The organism is Pseudomonas sp. (assembly GCF_026224925.1).
Classification (GTDB): domain Bacteria; phylum Pseudomonadota; class Gammaproteobacteria; order Pseudomonadales; family Pseudomonadaceae; genus Aquipseudomonas.
In genome coordinates this window covers 1-16,684 of the sequence record NZ_JAMFRV010000128.1, presented here as the reverse complement: position 1 = coordinate 16,684, position 16,684 = coordinate 1, and the positions used below count along the sequence as shown (strand labels likewise).

Here is a 16,684-nt window from a genome sequence, read left to right as displayed (position 1 = left end):
GGTGCTGACCGCATCGTCGAAGACAGCACGCCACTGACTTTTCCCTTCAAAAGCGCCAAAGCGTTGCTCAACCATTGCACCACCCATGGCCTGTCCATCAGTGAGGTGATGTTGCTTAACGAATCGGCGTGGCGCCCGGAAGCGGAAACCCGCAGCGGCCTGTTGAAGATTTGGCAAGTAATGCAGGACTGCGTGACCGCTGGCTGCCGTAACGAAGGCATTTTGCCGGGCGGTTTGAAGGTCAAACGCCGCGCTGCCGCCCTGCACCGCCAACTGTGCCAGAACCCTGAAGCGGCCTTGCGCGATGCGCTATCGGTGCTGGACTGGGTCAATTTGTATGCACTGGCGGTCAACGAAGAAAATGCCAATGGCGGCCGCGTGGTGACCGCTCCTACCAACGGCGCGGCGGGGATTATCCCTGCGGTGCTGCATTACTACATGCGCTTTATCACCGGGGCGAACGAAGACGGCGTCGTGCGTTTTCTGCTCACCGCGGCGGCCATCGGCATTCTTTATAAAGAGAACGCCTCGATCTCTGGCGCCGAAGTCGGCTGTCAGGGTGAAGTCGGAGTGGCGTGCTCCATGGCTGCCGGGGCGTTGTGTGAAGTGCTGGGCGGCAACGTCCAGCAGGTTGAAAACGCCGCAGAAATCGGCATGGAACATAACCTCGGCCTGACGTGCGACCCGATTGGCGGACTGGTGCAAGTGCCGTGCATTGAGCGCAATGCCATGGGTTCGGTCAAGGCCATCAATGCTGTGCGTATGGCGTTGCGCGGCGACGGCCAGCACTTTGTGTCACTCGACAAAGTGATTCGCACCATGCGCCAAACTGGCGCCGACATGAAAAGCAAATACAAGGAAACAGCCCGAGGCGGGCTGGCCGTGAACATTATCGAGTGCTGACATCAGCCTCATGCCATCCACTGGATTTGTCGTTGTGAAGACCAGTCCGGAAAAATCTCAGGAGCCATCAATGTCTACCGAACAGTTGTTAACCACACCGCTTCACGCCCTGCACCGCGAACTCGGCGCCAAGATGGTGCCTTTCGCCGGTTATGACATGCCTGTGCAATACCCTGCCGGGGTGCTCAAAGAACACCTGCACACTCGCGCCCAGGCCGGGTTGTTCGATGTGTCGCACATGGGTCAAATTCGCCTGACCGGCGCCAATGCAGCCAAAGCACTGGAAACGCTGGTGCCGGTGGACATCATTGACCTGCCAGTGGGCATGCAGCGCTATGCGATGTTTACCAACGAAAACGGCGGCACCCTCGACGACTTGATGGTCGCCAACATCGGTAACGACCAATTGATTCTGGTAGTCAACGCTGCGTGCAAAGACGACGACCTGGCCCACATTCAGAAGCATCTGGCCGGTCAGTGCAGCATCGAGCCGCTGTTCGAAGAACGCGCCCTGCTCGCCCTGCAAGGCCCGCAAGCGGTGACTGTGCTTGCACGTCTAGCACCGGAAGTGGCGAAAATGACCTTCATGCAATTTGCCCCGGTGACGCTGCTGGGTGCAGAGTGTTACGTCAGCCGCTCTGGCTATACCGGCGAAGATGGTTATGAAATCTCAGTGCCGGCAGAGCACGCTGAAGCCTTGGCCCGTCGCCTGCTGGCCGAGCCTGAAGTAGCACCGATTGGCCTTGGCGCACGCGACTCCCTGCGCCTGGAAGCAGGCTTGTGCCTGTACGGCCACGACATGAACACCAACACCACACCGATCGAAGCGAGCTTATTGTGGGCCATTTCCAAGGTCCGTCGTGCAGATGGCGCGCGCGCAGGTGGCTTTCCTGGCGCTGAACAGATTTTCGCCCAGCAGCAGACTGGTGTAGCGCGCAAACGTGTCGGCCTGTTGCCGCAGGAGCGTACACCCGTCCGTGAAGGCGCAGAGATCGTCGATGCCAATGACAAAGTGGTCGGCGTAGTCACCAGTGGCGGCTTCGGTCCAACCCTTGGCGCACCTTTGGTCATGGCTTACCTCGACAGTGCCCATGTCGCGCTGGACAGCGAAGTATCCGCCATCGTCCGCGGTAAAAAAGTGCCGATGAAAGTCAGCAAGATGCCCTTCGTTGCTCAGCGCTACTACCGCGGTTAATAACCACGACAGCCAAGCGCATTGACCCAAACAGTGCGCCGAGCTGTCATGTAATCGCAATTTTCTTCTCGAAAAAATGCGTGGTAAGTCCACAGTTCGCTGCGCTTATAACTGGATATTTATACCGAAATCTATCGATTAACGGTTATCGGTAAAAATTTTAAAACAGCTCGCGGAACCCCGGAAACAGGGCCTGAACAGGGCTTGTTTTTTTCGACTCGGTAGGCGTAAAGTTTCTTAGCTGTGATTGCATGGGTCGCTTGAACCGTGACCTGGACAGTAGAGCCAAGCTTTGCTACATCCCGCTCGACGATTCTTACTTCCTGCAACCAGCCCCAGCTCTCTTTCAACTGAAAGGGACTGTCATTCATTCAAGTTTCAAGGGAATAAAGAAAATGGCTGATCGTCAGAACGGTACCGTCAAGTGGTTTAACGACGAAAAGGGTTTTGGTTTTATCACTCCAGAAAGCGGGCCGGATCTGTTCGTCCATTTCCGCGCTATTCAGGGCAACGGCTTCAAGAGCCTGAAAGAAGGCCAGAAAGTCACTTTCATTTCGGTGCAGGGCCAGAAAGGTCTGCAAGCGGATGAGGTTATTCCTGAGGCGTAATAAACCCTTTGGAACAACTAAAGCCCCTGATGTTGACCGTCAGGGGCTTTTTTATGTTCGGGATTCCGTAAAATGCTTTCTTTTTTCCAATTGAGCCCCAGCCATGTCGACCCACCAGCTTCGCCCCCAAGGTGACTTTCCCATTGCAGGGTTTGGTCGTCGTCTGGCAGCCATGTTTTATGACGCCCTGCTTTGCATTGCCCTGCTGATGGTCACCACCCTGATCTACAAGCTGGTGCTGATGGCATTTGTCGGCGAGGCCAAACTGAGAGCCTTGTCGGAATCCGGCACATTGGACGGCGACCCGCTGCTGTCAACGATTCTGTTGTTTGTGCTGTTTGGCTTCTTTGCCAAGTTTTGGACCCATTCGGGCCAGACCCTCGGCATGCAGGTGTGGGGCATTCGCGTACAAAACGCCGACGGCAGCGGCATCAGCCTGTGGCAAGCACTGCTGCGCTTCGTGGTTTCTATTGGCTCGTGGCTATGCGTAGGGCTGGGGTTTATCTGGATGCTGTTCGACAAGCAAAACCGCAGCTGGCACGACATGTATTCCAACAGCCAGTTGGTGCGGGTGCCAAAGCAGAAGGGCTGAAGCTGAAAAGGTTGCGGTGACCCTGTGGGAATTCATTCGGGAAGCGGCCCATGCGGTTTGTCAGATAAACCGCATTATGGCCCTCCCGAATGAATTCGGTCCCACAGAAACATCAGGAGCTGCTTTACCCCGCCCGGCGCAGCAACCAGAGCCCGGCAATTGCGCAAACACCCGACGGCACCAGCACAGCAAACAGCGGTGAGAAGCCGAACACGAGGCTCGACGGCCCTAGCAGGTCTTGGGCGATACGGAAGGTGAAGCCGACCAACACGCCAGTAAATACCCGTTGCCCCAAGGTCACCGAACGCAAGGGGCCGAAGATGAACGAGATGGCCATCAACACCAGCGCCATTGTCACCAGCGGTTGCAGAACCTTGGTCCAGAACGCCAGCCAATAACGACCATTGTTCAAGCCTTGCTCAGCCAAATAGTGCGAGTAACTCCACAGCCCTGAGATCGACAGCGAGTCCGGCGGCAAGACCAGCGTACTCAATAGCTGCGGGCTTAACGTCACATCCCATTTCTCTTCGGGAGTAGTGACGATTTCAGTACTGTCACCGTGGAACAGCGTGGTGGTGACGTCCTGCAGTTGCCAATGATCCTTGTCAAACTTCGCGTGTTTGGAAAAGCTCGCGATTTGCATGTGGCGCTGATCATCGAACCGGTAACGCGTTACACCGTACAGAACACCGTTGGGTTGCACAGCGTTGATGTGGATGAACTCTTCACCCTCGCGGTGCCACACGCCGTACTTGCTGCTTTGCGCGTCGCCGCCACCTTGAGCCAGGGAGCGATTGGACTGAGCCATGTCTTCACTGACCGGGGCGACGTACTCGCCGACCAATACGCCAGCAATCATCAGCAACAACATTGGCTTCATGACCGCCCAAACGATGCGACCGATGGACACGCCCGCCGCACGCATGATGGTCAACTCGCTGCTGCTGGCCAGGCTGCCCAGCCCCACCAGACAGCCGATCAATGCCGCCATCGGCAACATCTCGTAGACGCGTCGAGGCGCCGTCAGCAGTACAAAGGAACCAGCGTTCAGCAAGGTGTAGGTCTCGCTGATGTCGCCCATCTCATCAATGAACGCAAACAGCGACGCTAATCCCAGAATGACGCCCAACACACCCAAAATCGCGACCAGAACGCTTTTGCCGATATAACGGTCGAGTTTAACCACGGGCCACCTCCTTCGCGTCGCGGCGACTGGCCGCGTTTAACCGCAGGCGTTCCCAGTACAGCAACAGCACGCCGATCGCCAGGAACAGCGCGTGCACCCACCACAGGCCAAGGGCAATGGGTATCTTGCCGCGCTCCAGCGCCCCGCGGGCAGCAATCAGGATGGTGAGATAAGCCATATACAGAAGAATCGCCGGAAGCAGCTTGAGAAAACGCCCTTGTCGCGGGTTGGCTTTGGACAGGGGCACAGCGATCAAGGTTACGATGAAGACCAACAATGGCAGGGACAGGCGCCACTGCAATTCCGCCCTGTCGCGCAACGTGTCGTTGCCGAACAGCTCGCGGGTGGGAATGGCTTCGCGATCAGTCACTTCTTGGGCGATCTCCGGTTTAGGCAGCACCGCACCATAAGTGTCGTATTTGATGGCGCGATAATTAGCCTCGCCAGGATTACCGTCGTAGCGGTAACCGTTTTCGAGAATCAGGTAACGCGTGCCGTCGGGTTTGACCTCTTGGCGACCCTTCTCCGCGACCAGCACGGAAATTCCCTGATCCTTTTTACCGTCTCGCGACACTCGCTTCTCGGAAATGAACACACCGCCCAAATTAGCGCGGTCTTCAGACATGGTTTCGGTGTAGGTGATCCGCGAGCCATCACGCAAGGCCTGAAAGCGCCCCGGTTCCAAGGTATCGAATTCGGTCATCGCGTCTTGTTGATTGACGATCATCGCCACCTGCGCCGCGCCCTGCGGTGCCAACCCCAAACTCAGCCATGTGACCACCAGCGCCACGACAGTTGCAGGAGCAAGGGTTATCCACAACAAACGTTGCTGACTCATGCCGGTGGCGGCCAGCACGGTCATTTCGCTTTCAAGATAAAGCCGGCCGTACGCCAAGAGAATGCCGAGAAACAGGCCCAGTGGCAGAATCAATTGCATGAAGCCTGGCAGACGGAAGCCCATGATCATGAACAGGACGCCGGGATCGAGCACACCCGATGCGGCTTGAGCCAGGTATTTGATAAAACGTCCGCTCATGATGATTACCAGCAACACAGCGCTGACCGCGCTCATGGTAACCAGCACTTCTCGGGACAGATAACGAAAGACGATCAAACCAGACACTCCAGGATTGTCAGGCGCAGACGGCCAAACAAAAAACGTATCAGCCACGATGACTAACGGCTCGAAGAGACGAACCACCAAAAAAATATGCGGCATTATCCTGTGATTGGGGGTGTCTGTCACTGCGTGCTCTACATAGAAGCTTCAGACCTAGGCGCAGCAACGCCGCGCGGGGTAAAAACGTAGCACGCGAAGGGTTGTCAGGGTCCGCAAGTCAGGGTCAAACTGCGGGCCTTGCCGTAAGTCGCGCAGGACGAAACAACGTTCTGTGACTGCGCGCTCCTTTCATTTTGCGAAAACCCACAGTTTATCGGGGACCCCGACATGGAATTTGTTGTTAAAAGTGCTAGCCCAGAAACCTTGAAAACCGCCACCTTGGTGGTCGCCGTTGCCGAAGGTCGTGTGCTTAGCGACGCGGCAAAAAGCCTCGACACCCTGAGCGGTGGCGCTATCGCCGCTGTTTTGAAACGTGGCGACCTGGCGGGCAAAGTTGGTCAAAGCCTGTTGCTGCACAACCTGCCGCACCTTAAAGCCGAGCGCGTGCTGTTGGTTGGCGTAGGCAAAGACAACGAATTGTCTGACCGCCAGTTCCGTAAAGTCGTCGCTGGCGTGTTGTCTGTATTGAAAGGCCTTGGCGGCAGCGATGCAGTGCTGGCCTTCGACGGCCTGGTCGTCAAAAATCGCGACGCTTATGGCAAAGCGCGCCTGCTGGTAGAAACCCTGGCAGACGGCGAATACGTATTTGATCGGTTCAAAAGCCAAAAAGCAGAACCCCGCGCGCTGAAAAAAATCACCTTGCTGACCAGCACGACCACCCAAGCTGACACCGAGCGCGCTGCGACTCACGCTGCGGATATAGCAACCGGCATGGCTTTCACCCGTGATCTGGGCAACCTGCCGCCGAACATTTGCCACCCAAGCTACCTGGCTGAAGAAGCCAAGAGCCTGGGCAAAGAGCATAAAAACCTCAAGGTCGAGATTCACGACGAGAAGAAGCTCAAGGAATTGGGCATGGGTGCGTTCCTCGCCGTGTCCATCGGCAGCGAGCAGCCGCCACGTCTGATCGTGATGAATTACCAAGGCGGCAAGAAAGCGGACAAACCTTTTGTGCTGGTCGGCAAGGGCATCACGTTCGACACCGGCGGCATCAGCATCAAGCCAGCTGCTGGCATGGACGAAATGAAATTCGACATGTGCGGCGCTGCCAGCGTGTTCGGTACCTTGCGTGCAGTGCTTGAGCTGCAACTGCCGATCAACCTTGTGTGCCTACTGGCCTGCGCCGAAAACATGCCGAGCGGCAGCGCTACTCGCCCAGGCGACATTGTCAGCACCATGAGCGGCCAGACAGTCGAAATCCTCAACACTGACGCCGAAGGCCGTTTGGTGTTGTGCGACACCCTGACTTACGCTGAACGCTTCAAGCCGCAAGCTGTGATCGATATCGCCACCCTGACCGGCGCCTGTGTGGTTGCCTTGGGCGGCCACACTTCCGGGCTGATGGGCAACAACGACGAACTGATCGGCCAACTGCTGGACGCCGGCAAACAAGCCGACGACCGGGCCTGGCAATTGCCGTTGTTCGATGAATACCAGGAGCAGCTTGACAGCCCATTTGCTGACATTGCCAACATCGGCGGTCCCAAAGGCGGCACCATCACAGCCGGTTGCTTCCTGTCACGCTTCGCCAAGGCCTATAACTGGGCGCACTTGGACATCGCCGGCACTGCATGGCTGAGCGGCAAGGACAAGGGCGCCACTGGCCGTCCGGTTCCATTGCTGACTCAGTACCTTCTGGACCGCGCTGGCGTGTAAAACGCTTCAGGACGTATCGGCCACTTGGCTGATGCGTCCTGCGCTCTGGAGCTGACATGACCCAAGTTGATTTTTACATTCTGCCCAGTGCCGACCCTCTGGCGCGTCTGGATTTCGCCTGCAAACTCAGCGAAAAAGCCTGGCGCCTGGGTCATCGGGTGTACTTGCATTGCAGTGACGCGGCTCAACGCGACGACCTTGATGCACGGCTGTGGCGCTTTAAAGGCGAAAGCTTCGTGCCGCACGGCAACGCCGAAGATGATCAAGACGCGCCGATCGTATTAGGACTGGGTGATGACCCAGGGCTGCATCAAGATTTGCTGGTCAACCTGGACCTGCGCATCCCCGAATTTTTCAAGCGTTTCGCCCGCGTGGCGGAAGTGGTGGTAGAAGACCCTACAATTCGTCTGGCCGCACGAGAGAGTTTTCGTTTCTATCGTGAACAGGGCTATCCTCTGCAAGATCACCGGTTACAGCGTCTCTGAGTACACCATGGATACTTCAAACCCCCTGAAAAACTCCGCGCATTTGCTGGATGACCTTGAGTCCATCCGGCAGTTGCTCGGTGACGACTCACTGCAACCGCCATTGTTGACCGACAGCGTCACTGGCGACGTGCAAATCCCGTTGTTGTTCGACGTCGTTGGCGCGCAAGCAGCGGCTGCGGCAAAAGGCGAGTCAGTCGAGATACCGTTTCTCGACGAAGAACCGGTAGCGGTTCAAGCGAAAAGCATCGAAGAAGACGAGGCCGACATCCCGACCTTAACGCCCGAACCGGCAGCAGAACCCGCAGCGCCCAACCCGGACCTGCTGCTGCATTTGGACAACGAACTGCGCGCTGCTGCGCAATTGATCATGCAAGACGTCATCGACGACTTCGCCCCCCACATCGAAACCGAAATCAAACGCCGGCTAGATGCGCGGATGGAACGGCTGTTGAGTCAATATCAGTCCTGAACACTGCATAAACTGTAGGAGCTGCCGAAGGCTGCGATAGGATTTACCGACGATCGCAGCCTTCGGCAGCTCCTACAAGGGCCTCAGCTTGTGGCTTGAAACTGCCCCCCCCGCTATACTTGCCGGCTTTCCTGAATTAATGCCAATAGGGTCCCGCCGCGCATGGAAAAGACCTACCAGCCGCACGCCATTGAAACTTCCTGGTATCAAACCTGGGAGTCCGAGAATTATTTCGCTCCGCAAGGCGCCGGTGACCCGTACACCATCATGATTCCGCCGCCGAACGTCACCGGCAGCTTGCACATGGGTCACGGCTTCAATAACGCGATCATGGACGCCTTGATCCGTTTCCGCCGCATGCAGGGTCGCAACACCCTGTGGCAACCGGGCACCGACCACGCCGGTATCGCCACGCAAATGCTGGTAGAGCGTCAGATCGAAGCTCAGGGCCTTAGCCGCCATGATCTGGGCCGTGACAAATTCCTCGAAAAAATCTGGGAATGGAAAGACCAGTCCGGCGGCAACATCAGCCGGCAAATCCGTCGTTTAGGTTCGTCAGTGGATTGGAGCCGTGAGCGCTTCACCATGGACGACGGCCTGTCCGAATCGGTGAAAGAGGCATTTGTACGCCTGCACGAAGACGGTCTGATCTATCGCGGCAAGCGCTTGGTCAACTGGGACACCAAGCTCCACACCGCTATTTCTGACCTGGAAGTGGAAAACCACGACGAGAAAGGTTTCCTCTGGAACCTGCGTTATCCACTGGCCGATGGCGCGAAAACCGCTGATGGCCTGGATTACCTGGTCGTCGCGACCACACGTCCGGAAACCATGCTCGGCGACGCCGCCGTTGCCGTTAACCCGCAAGACGAACGCTACAAAGCCCTGATCGGCACGTTCGTAGAGTTGCCGCTGGTTGGCCGCCGCATCCCAATCATCGCTGATGATTACTGCGACCCTGAATTCGGCACCGGCTGCGTGAAAATCACCCCGGCCCACGATTTCAACGACTACGAAGTTGGCAAGCGCCACAACCTGCCACTGCTGAATATCTTCGACAAAAACGCTGCCGTGTTGCCTGCCGCTCAGGTGTTCAACATCGACGGCACGCTGAATGAGCTGATCGACGGTACCCTGCCGGCTACTTATGCTGGGCTAGACCGTTTCGAAGCGCGCAAGCAAATCGTTGCTGCCTTCGATGCCGCTGGCCTGCTGGTCAGCGTCGATGACCATGCGCTGAAAGTACCCAAGGGCGATCGCTCGGGGACCATCATCGAGCCGTGGCTGACCGACCAGTGGTACGTCTCCACCAAGCCATTGGCTGAACCCGCTATTGCCGCCGTGGAAGATGGCCGTATTGCCTTCGTACCTAAACAGTATGAAAACATGTACTTCTCGTGGATGCGTGACATCCAGGACTGGTGCATCAGCCGTCAACTCTGGTGGGGCCACCGAATCCCGGCCTGGTACGACGAGTCGGGCAAAGTGTATGTCGGCCGCGATGAAGCTGAAGTTCGCGCCAAGAACAACCTCGGGCCAGAGGTTGCACTGCAACAAGACAACGACGTTCTCGACACGTGGTTCAGCTCAGGGTTGTGGACCTTCTCCACACTCGGCTGGCCAGAAAAAACCGAAGCGCTGAAAACCTTTCACTCCACCGATGTGCTGGTCACCGGCTTCGACATCATTTTCTTCTGGGTCGCCCGGATGATCATGCTCACCATGCATTTGGTGAAGAACGAAGACGGCACGCCGCAAGTTCCGTTCAAGACCGTGTACGTACACGGCTTGGTGCGCGATGGCCTCGGTCAGAAGATGTCCAAGTCCAAGGGCAACGTCCTTGACCCGCTGGACATCATCGACGGTATCGAACTGGAAGACCTGGTCGCCAAGCGCACCACCGGCTTAATGCAGCCTAAATTGCAGAAGAAGATCGAAAAGCAGACCCGTGACGAGTTCGCGGACGGCATCGCCAGCTACGGCACCGACGCCCTGCGCTTCACCTTCTGCTCGCTGGCGTCCACCGGCCGCGACATCAAGTTCGACATGGGTCGCGTTGAAGGCTATCGCAACTTCTGCAACAAGATCTGGAACGCAGCCCGTTACGTTCTGGACAAAGGCGAAGATTGCGGCCAAAACGGCGAGGCTGTTGAACTGTCACTGGCAGATCGCTGGATCATCTCCCAGCTACAGCGCACCGAAGCCGAAGTGACCCGTCAACTGGATCAGTTCCGCTTCGACCTGGCAGCTCAAGCGCTGTACGAGTTCATCTGGAACCAGTATTGCGACTGGTACCTGGAGCTGTCCAAGCCGGTACTGTGGGACGAAAATGCTCCGGTAGAGCGTCAGCGTGGCACCCGCCGTACGCTGGTTCGCGTGCTGGAAGTGGCATTGCGTCTGGCTCACCCCTTCATGCCGTTCATCACCGAAGAAATCTGGCAGCGCCTTGCGCCGCTGGCAGGTGTGACTGGCAAGACCATCATGCTGCAACCTTGGCCAGTGGCCAACGAAACGCGCATTGATCAGGCCGCAGAAGACGATATCGAATGGCTCAAGGGCCTGATGCTGGGCACACGTAACATTCGCGGGGAAATGAACATCGGCCCAGGCAAGCCGCTGCAATTGTTCCTCAAGAACGTCAGTGCCGAAGATCAACGTCGCCTGACCGAAAACGATTACCTGCTGAAAAAACTGGCTAAGCTTGAGTCCATTACCGTGCTGGCTGAGGGCGCTGAAGCGCCGCTGTCGGCTACGGCATTGGTCGGTGAGATGGAAGTGCTGGTGCCCATGGCCGGCTTGATCGACAAAGCCGCCGAGCTGGCGCGTCTGGACAAAGAAATCCTGCGCCTGCAAGGTGAAGTGCAACGCGTGGGCGGCAAGCTGTCCAACGCAGCTTTCGTTGACAAGGCGCCGCCTGAAGTGATCGCCAAGGAACGCGCCAAATTGACCGAAGCGGAACAAGCCTTGGGCAAATTGGCGGAACAACACGCACGCATCGCCAGTTTGTAAGGCGACGATAAACCGGCCTGCTTGCGGGCCGGTAACACCCCTCGCCTACATCTCAGAATTGAATCTAATGACTGCTCCACGCAAACCTAAGACACCCGGCACACCCGCCGAACCCCGTGAAAAAGCCACGATGCATCCGCGCAACCGTCACCAGGGCCGTTACGACTTCCCGAAGCTGATTAAAAGCAGCCCTGAGCTGGCAGAGTTCGTGGTGGTCAATCCGTACGGCAATGAAAGCATCGACTTCGCTAACCCTTCGGCTGTGCGGGTGTTTAACCGTGCGCTGCTCAAGTCGTTCTATGGCGTAGCACATTGGGATATCCCGGCTGATTATCTGTGCCCACCGATTCCAGGCCGTGCTGATTACCTGCACTTCCTGGCTGACCTGCTGGCGGAGAGCAACGAAGGGGTTATTCCACGTGGCGCGTCGATCCGTGCGCTGGACATCGGCATGGGCGCTAACTGCGTCTATCCTTTGATCGGCCACAGTGACTACGGCTGGCAGTTCCTGGGTTCGGACATCGACCCAACGGCAATTTCCGGCGCAACTGCCATCGTCAAATCCAACAACCTGCAGAAAGTCATCAGCCTGCGCCTGCAAAGCAACCGCAAGCAGATCCTGCTTGACCTGCTGCACGGCGAAGAACGTTTTGACCTAAGCATGTGCAACCCGCCGTTCCACTCCTCGATAGACGAAGCGCGACGTGGCAGTCAACGCAAATGGCGCGCGCTGGGCAAGGCTGATCCGAAACGCACATTGCCGGTACTGAACTTTGGCGGGCAGTCGCAAGAACTGTGGTGCGAAGGCGGTGAAATTGGCTTCGTGACGCAATTGATCAACGAAAGCAAACACGTGCCGCAACAGGTGTTCTGGTTCAGCACCCTGGTGTCAAAAGCGTCGAACCTGCCGTTGATTCAAAGCACGCTGAAGAAAGCCGGTGTGTTCGACAGTCGCGTGGTGGAGATGTCTCAAGGTCAGAAACAAAGCCGCTTCGTGGCCTGGACCTTCCTCGACAACACCCAACAGCGTATCTGGCGCGAAAAGCGCTGGGCAGCAGCCAAGGCCTGATAAACGCAACAGAGAGCCTGAAAGATTCTGTAGGAGCGAACTTGTTCGCGAAGCCGGCCACGCGGCCTGTCTGAAGTACTGCGGTGCTGCATTCGCGAACAAGTTCGCTCCCACAGGGATCTTTGAACCGTTCAGGACGGGACACCAGACAGAAAAAAGCCGTGCCCGGAGTAATCCGGAGCACGGCTTTTTTATAGCAAAGATCAAATTGCCCGTGAGGGCAATCGAATACTTACTTGTTCACCGAATCGCTAAGGCCTTTAGCCGGTACGAATTTGATGACTTTCTTGGCAGCGATTTCGATGGCTGCGCCAGTCGAAGGGTTACGGCCGGTGCGAGCTGGACGCTCAGTTACTTTCAATTTGCCAATGCCTGGCAGAGTGATTTCAGCGCCGTTTTCCAGCTGATCAGCAACAATCTGGCCCAATTGCTCAAGAGCATTACGCGCGGTGGTTTTTGGCGCGTCGATAGCTTCAGCGATGTCGGCGATCAATTGGTCTTTAGTCAGTGCCATGGTGGTGTTCCTTCCCTATCTAATTCATTTGGATTGCAGAGTGCGGCGTCGGCCCGTGGCCAGGCAATAAACCTGGCCCTCACGTAGCAGCCACGATCAATCGCGAAAAATGTAGATGCTGAAACCGGGGTTTGGTTCGACTGACGCCCACAAACTGCGTGCTTAGCGCGCTTCAAGCGTGCAAGACCGGGCAAAACTAGCACAGAGACAATCAAATATCCGCACCTACCTACCCATTTGGTCAGCTTTAGAGCGTTAAACGGTAAAAAATGCAGGGTTGGCGCTCATTTCTGGTTAAAAAGTCGCGCCTGAGGGCCGCATCCGTGGCGCGCAAGGTGCGTTACACTTGCCGCCTTTGAATTGAGCGCAGGCTCCCCCGCCGCTCTTCATCTTCGATTTTCCAGCCGAGAAGCCCATGCCGATCCGTCATTGCATCGTCCACTTGATCGAGAAAAAACCCGACGGTACGCCAGCAGTTCTCCACGCGCGCGACTCAGAACTCGCCGAGTCTCAGGCCATCGAGAACATGCTTGCCGACCTCAACGAGAGCTACAACGCCAAGCAAGGCAAAGCATGGGGGTTTTTTCATGCCGAGTCCGGCGCGCATCCTTTTAGTGGCTGGCTGAAGGAATACCTGGACGGCGGCAAAGACTTCGCCGCTTTCAGTCGGATCGCGGTCGAGCATCTGCAAAAACTGATGGAAGAGTCGAACCTGTCGGTCGGTGGCCACGTGCTGTTCGCTCACTACCAACAAGGCATGACCGACTACCTCGCCATCGCCCTGCTGCACCACAGCGAAGGCGTGGCCGTAAACGCCGAACTGGACGTCACACCCTCTCGCCATCTGGACTTGAGCACCTTGCACTTGGCAGCACGCATCAACGTCTCCGAGTGGCAGAACAACAAGCAGTCCAAGCAGTACATCTCGTTCATCAAAGGCAAAAACGGCAAAAAGGTTTCTGAATACTTCCGCGACTTCATTGGTTGTCAGGAAGGCGTCGACGGCCCCGGTGAAACCCGCACCCTGCTCAAGGCATTCAGTGACTTCGTGGAGAGCGAAGACTTGCCGGAAGAGTCCGCCCGCGAGAAAACAAAAACCCTGGTGGAGTACGCTACTAGCCAGAACAAAATGGGCGAACCCATGGGCCTGGAAGAGCTTTCCGGTTTGATCGACGAAGAGCGCCCACGCGCGTTCTACGATCACATCCGCAACAAGGATTACGGGCTGTCTCCAGAGATACCGGCGGATAAGCGTACCCTGAACCAGTTCCGTCGCTTCACCGGGCGCGCAGAGGGCCTCTCCATCAGCTTTGAAGCGCACCTGCTGGGCGATAAGATCGAATACGACGAAGAAGCCGGCACCCTGATCATAAAAGGCCTGCCCACCCAACTCACCGATCAGCTAAAACGCCGCTGATGGTTCAGTAAGTATCTGTAGGACCGAATTCATTCGGGAAGCGGTCGGCGCGGTGTATCAGTTCTACCGTGCTGCAGCCTTCGCGAATAAATTCGCTCCCACAGGGATTCGCCATAAAAGGGGTTTAATCAATGCTCGTACGCACGCTGAAGAAATTCGTATTGATCATGCTGGTCGTAGTTGCTTACCAGAACTGGGGCAAGATCGAGCACTTCTTCAGTCCAGACACAGCGCTGGCCAGCCAAACTCAGTTGCAAGCCAAGGTTGTGTTGTACGCCACCGACTGGTGCGGCTACTGCAAACAGACCCGGCGCTTCCTCGACAGCAAAGGCATTGCGTACAAAGAGTTCGATATCGAGAAATCCGCCGAAGGCCGCAAGGCTTACGAAGCGCTCGGCGGGCGTGGCATCCCGCTGATCGACGTGAACGGCACGTTGATCAGAGGATTTAGCCCGAATGAGATACTGGCGGCGTTGAAGTGATTGGCTCTAAAAGGCATTGCAACTTGCTTCTTTGAGACGCCACTCGACTGATTTTATATACCCCCTGTTCATTTTCAACGCATCCTAATTGCTCGCTGCAAAATAATAAGCGTGGGAATTCAAAAAACAACTGTCACTTCTGACAGGTACAGGCACTGTTTCGTCATTACTTTAGCTTCGAAATAATCTACCCACTCCACCAACAGATGTTGACGCCCTTGTGCTCTAGCTCTACGGTTTAAGCAGTCACTGAAAATCTCCAGTGACCTTTGCACTCGACCACGCCAAGGATGGCCGTTATGACTCATAAAATATTACTCTCTTTCCTGTTTATATCTGCGCACAGTAGCGCGGTAGAATTCATACTGCCGCCAGACCAAACGGTTGACCTGATTAATAAAAATTATAATGAGCGTGTTTATGAATGCAAAGAGAGAGCGTCTGGATTAATCCGTGGCCACTACTATTGCAGCGGTGTCATCGTCCGATCAATCGACACCGGAAGATTCCCTCCTTGGGATTACAGCCCCTCAGCGGTAAAACTGGGTTCGACCTCCTTTAGTTGGATCCGTAGTGATATCCCGACAAATAAACTTTATCACCCAGCGGGCTTGATCGTGCGCAGCCCTGAAGACGCTGCCAATAACAACCTACCCATACTCGACCAAGGCTGGGAATGTATTTATACAACCGACGCCAATACGACGAGAGGCATTCTCTACCCGAACGCCGGTAAGCCGCGAGGCTGGAACGGTTGCGACTTCGAGGGCGACTTTAACGAAGACAAGAACAAGAACTCACAAACCGTCGATAACGATAACGACGCAAACGCCTATGGGTCATGCCGTGAGATCGGCGTCGGCTCCGATGACCTGAAACAGAATCAGGCTCAGCTTTGGCTCAACCGCTATAACGGAGATAAACAACGTACTGAAAATCAATGTTCATGGAACGTCGAAAAATCACGAGACTGGAACTCCATGATCGACATCCGAACTTCTGCAGCGTTTAAAAACGTAACTATATGGACTGAAATGCTGCTAAAAAATACTCCAGGGGCAAACGATGGCAGTCGCCTGATACCGTACATTGATGCTTTTTTCTACGACGTAAACAACACCACAGAGCTTAACGAAGACAAACAAAATAGCGTTACCGTGGCGAGAATTTTTCAGGCTCAGCTCAAGCGAGCGGGTTATGCGGTCCCTATTTTGCGGCTTAATTTTAATGCCGCTCCCGCACAGCGATTCACTTATTCGCCCGCGGACCAAGGCACCTGTTCATCTTATATTAAATCTGCCACATGGCGGCTGAACAACGAGAGCAAGAAGTGGACATTGAGTGTTGTTCCAACCGATTGCGGTCGGTTGATTAAAGCGGAAGAAACTGACGTCGCTTATTCCGAACTCGCATTCGCTCACGATCATGACGCGCAATGGCTTGAAAATAACGGTGGCGGCATGCGTCGTCAGTTCGTGTGTCTGACCGTAAATTACCGAGATAAAGAACAATGGAATCTAGAACCCTTCCGACCTGACGTATCACAAGACGTCGCGACAAAGGCACACTGCAACCCTTAATCCATAATGCTTCCGCTCGTTTACTCATGAATTTTATAGGGATATAACCAACATGAACAACAGGTCATCACGGCTGTTCGCAGCAACTATGATATTCACACTCAGCGCTTCTGGAAGCGCCGCCGTTTATGCCGGAGCAGGCACGGACACTGCAGAATTGATGAAGTATTACTATTACAAAACCATCAACAATTGTTACGGAGACCGCCCTGCCTATCTGTGTTCAGGTTTAATGTT

15 protein-coding genes and 1 pseudogene are annotated in these 16,684 nt (G+C 55.7%); 13 read left to right on the top strand and 3 right to left on the bottom strand.

The genetic code is table 11. From position 1 onward, the window contains the following. The 4 genes from M0974_RS05675 to M0974_RS05660 form a co-directional block, all read left to right on the top strand. The coding region (locus M0974_RS05675) for an L-serine ammonia-lyase (RefSeq protein ID WP_297833844.1) at window positions 1-903 on the top strand (903 nt) is incomplete at its 5' end. A gap of 70 nt (window positions 904-973) precedes the next feature. Beyond that, entirely contained in the window at window positions 974-2,098 is a 1,125-nt protein-coding gene (gene gcvT, locus M0974_RS05670) for a glycine cleavage system aminomethyltransferase GcvT (RefSeq protein ID WP_297833841.1), read from the top strand. Between the two features lie 395 nt (window positions 2,099-2,493). Beyond that, on the top strand, window positions 2,494-2,706 hold the full coding sequence (locus M0974_RS05665) for a cold-shock protein (RefSeq protein ID WP_297833849.1): 213 nt from the start codon (window positions 2,494-2,496) through the stop codon (window positions 2,704-2,706). Between the two features lie 103 nt (window positions 2,707-2,809). Continuing rightward, a complete protein-coding gene (locus M0974_RS05660; RefSeq protein ID WP_297833838.1) occupies window positions 2,810-3,298 on the top strand; it encodes an RDD family protein in 489 nt (162 codons plus the stop codon). Between the two features lie 124 nt (window positions 3,299-3,422). Here the strand turns inward: M0974_RS05660 and lptG are convergent, their stop codons facing one another. Together lptG and lptF are read right to left on the bottom strand one after the other, a co-directional pair. Continuing rightward, a complete protein-coding gene (gene lptG / locus M0974_RS05655) occupies window positions 3,423-4,484 on the bottom strand; it encodes an LPS export ABC transporter permease LptG (protein ID WP_297833835.1) in 1,062 nt (353 codons plus the stop codon). Beyond that, complete coding sequence (gene lptF / locus M0974_RS05650) at window positions 4,477-5,598, bottom strand: LPS export ABC transporter permease LptF (protein ID WP_297833847.1); 1,122 nt, start codon at window positions 5,596-5,598, stop codon at window positions 4,477-4,479. Before lptF ends, lptG begins: the two co-directional genes overlap by 8 nt. Window positions 5,599-5,931: 333 nt before the next feature. Between lptF and M0974_RS05645 the strand changes: the two genes are divergently transcribed. From M0974_RS05645 to rlmF, 5 genes are all read left to right on the top strand, one after another. Further along, window positions 5,932-7,419 (top strand): leucyl aminopeptidase, encoded by a 1,488-nt coding sequence (locus M0974_RS05645; protein ID WP_297833833.1) that lies wholly within the window; start codon window positions 5,932-5,934, stop codon window positions 7,417-7,419. 56 nt (window positions 7,420-7,475) lie between these two features. Beyond that, complete coding sequence (locus M0974_RS05640; RefSeq protein ID WP_297833830.1) at window positions 7,476-7,904, top strand: DNA polymerase III subunit chi; 429 nt, start codon at window positions 7,476-7,478, stop codon at window positions 7,902-7,904. Between the two features lie 7 nt (window positions 7,905-7,911). Beyond that, window positions 7,912-8,376, top strand: coding sequence for a DNA polymerase III subunit chi (locus M0974_RS05635; RefSeq protein WP_297833827.1), 465 nt, complete (start codon window positions 7,912-7,914; stop codon window positions 8,374-8,376). Window positions 8,377-8,538: 162 nt separating this feature from the next. Then, complete coding sequence (locus tag M0974_RS05630; protein WP_297833824.1) at window positions 8,539-11,385, top strand: valine--tRNA ligase; 2,847 nt, start codon at window positions 8,539-8,541, stop codon at window positions 11,383-11,385. A gap of 67 nt (window positions 11,386-11,452) precedes the next feature. After that, a complete protein-coding gene (gene rlmF / locus M0974_RS05625; protein WP_297833820.1) occupies window positions 11,453-12,454 on the top strand; it encodes a 23S rRNA (adenine(1618)-N(6))-methyltransferase RlmF in 1,002 nt (333 codons plus the stop codon). Between the two features lie 232 nt (window positions 12,455-12,686). On the opposite strand, the gene M0974_RS05620 is transcribed toward rlmF, so the two are convergent. Further along, a complete protein-coding gene (locus M0974_RS05620; protein ID WP_297833818.1) occupies window positions 12,687-12,968 on the bottom strand; it encodes an HU family DNA-binding protein in 282 nt (93 codons plus the stop codon). 415 nt (window positions 12,969-13,383) lie between these two features. Between M0974_RS05620 and yejK the strand changes: the two genes are divergently transcribed. The 4 genes and pseudogenes from yejK to M0974_RS05600 all read left to right on the top strand — a co-directional run. Further along, window positions 13,384-14,385 (top strand): nucleoid-associated protein YejK, encoded by a 1,002-nt coding sequence (yejK, locus tag M0974_RS05615; RefSeq protein WP_297833816.1) that lies wholly within the window; start codon window positions 13,384-13,386, stop codon window positions 14,383-14,385. Window positions 14,386-14,516: 131 nt separating this feature from the next. Next, window positions 14,517-14,867 (top strand): glutaredoxin family protein, encoded by a 351-nt coding sequence (locus M0974_RS05610; protein WP_297833814.1) that lies wholly within the window; start codon window positions 14,517-14,519, stop codon window positions 14,865-14,867. Window positions 14,868-15,166: 299 nt separating this feature from the next. Next, window positions 15,167-16,447: a DUF2599 domain-containing protein gene (locus M0974_RS05605; protein ID WP_297833811.1), complete on the top strand. Its 1,281-nt coding sequence runs from the start codon at window positions 15,167-15,169 to the stop codon at window positions 16,445-16,447. 52 nt (window positions 16,448-16,499) lie between these two features. Then, a pseudogene (locus M0974_RS05600) lies at window positions 16,500-16,684 on the top strand (HvnC); the annotation flags it as partial.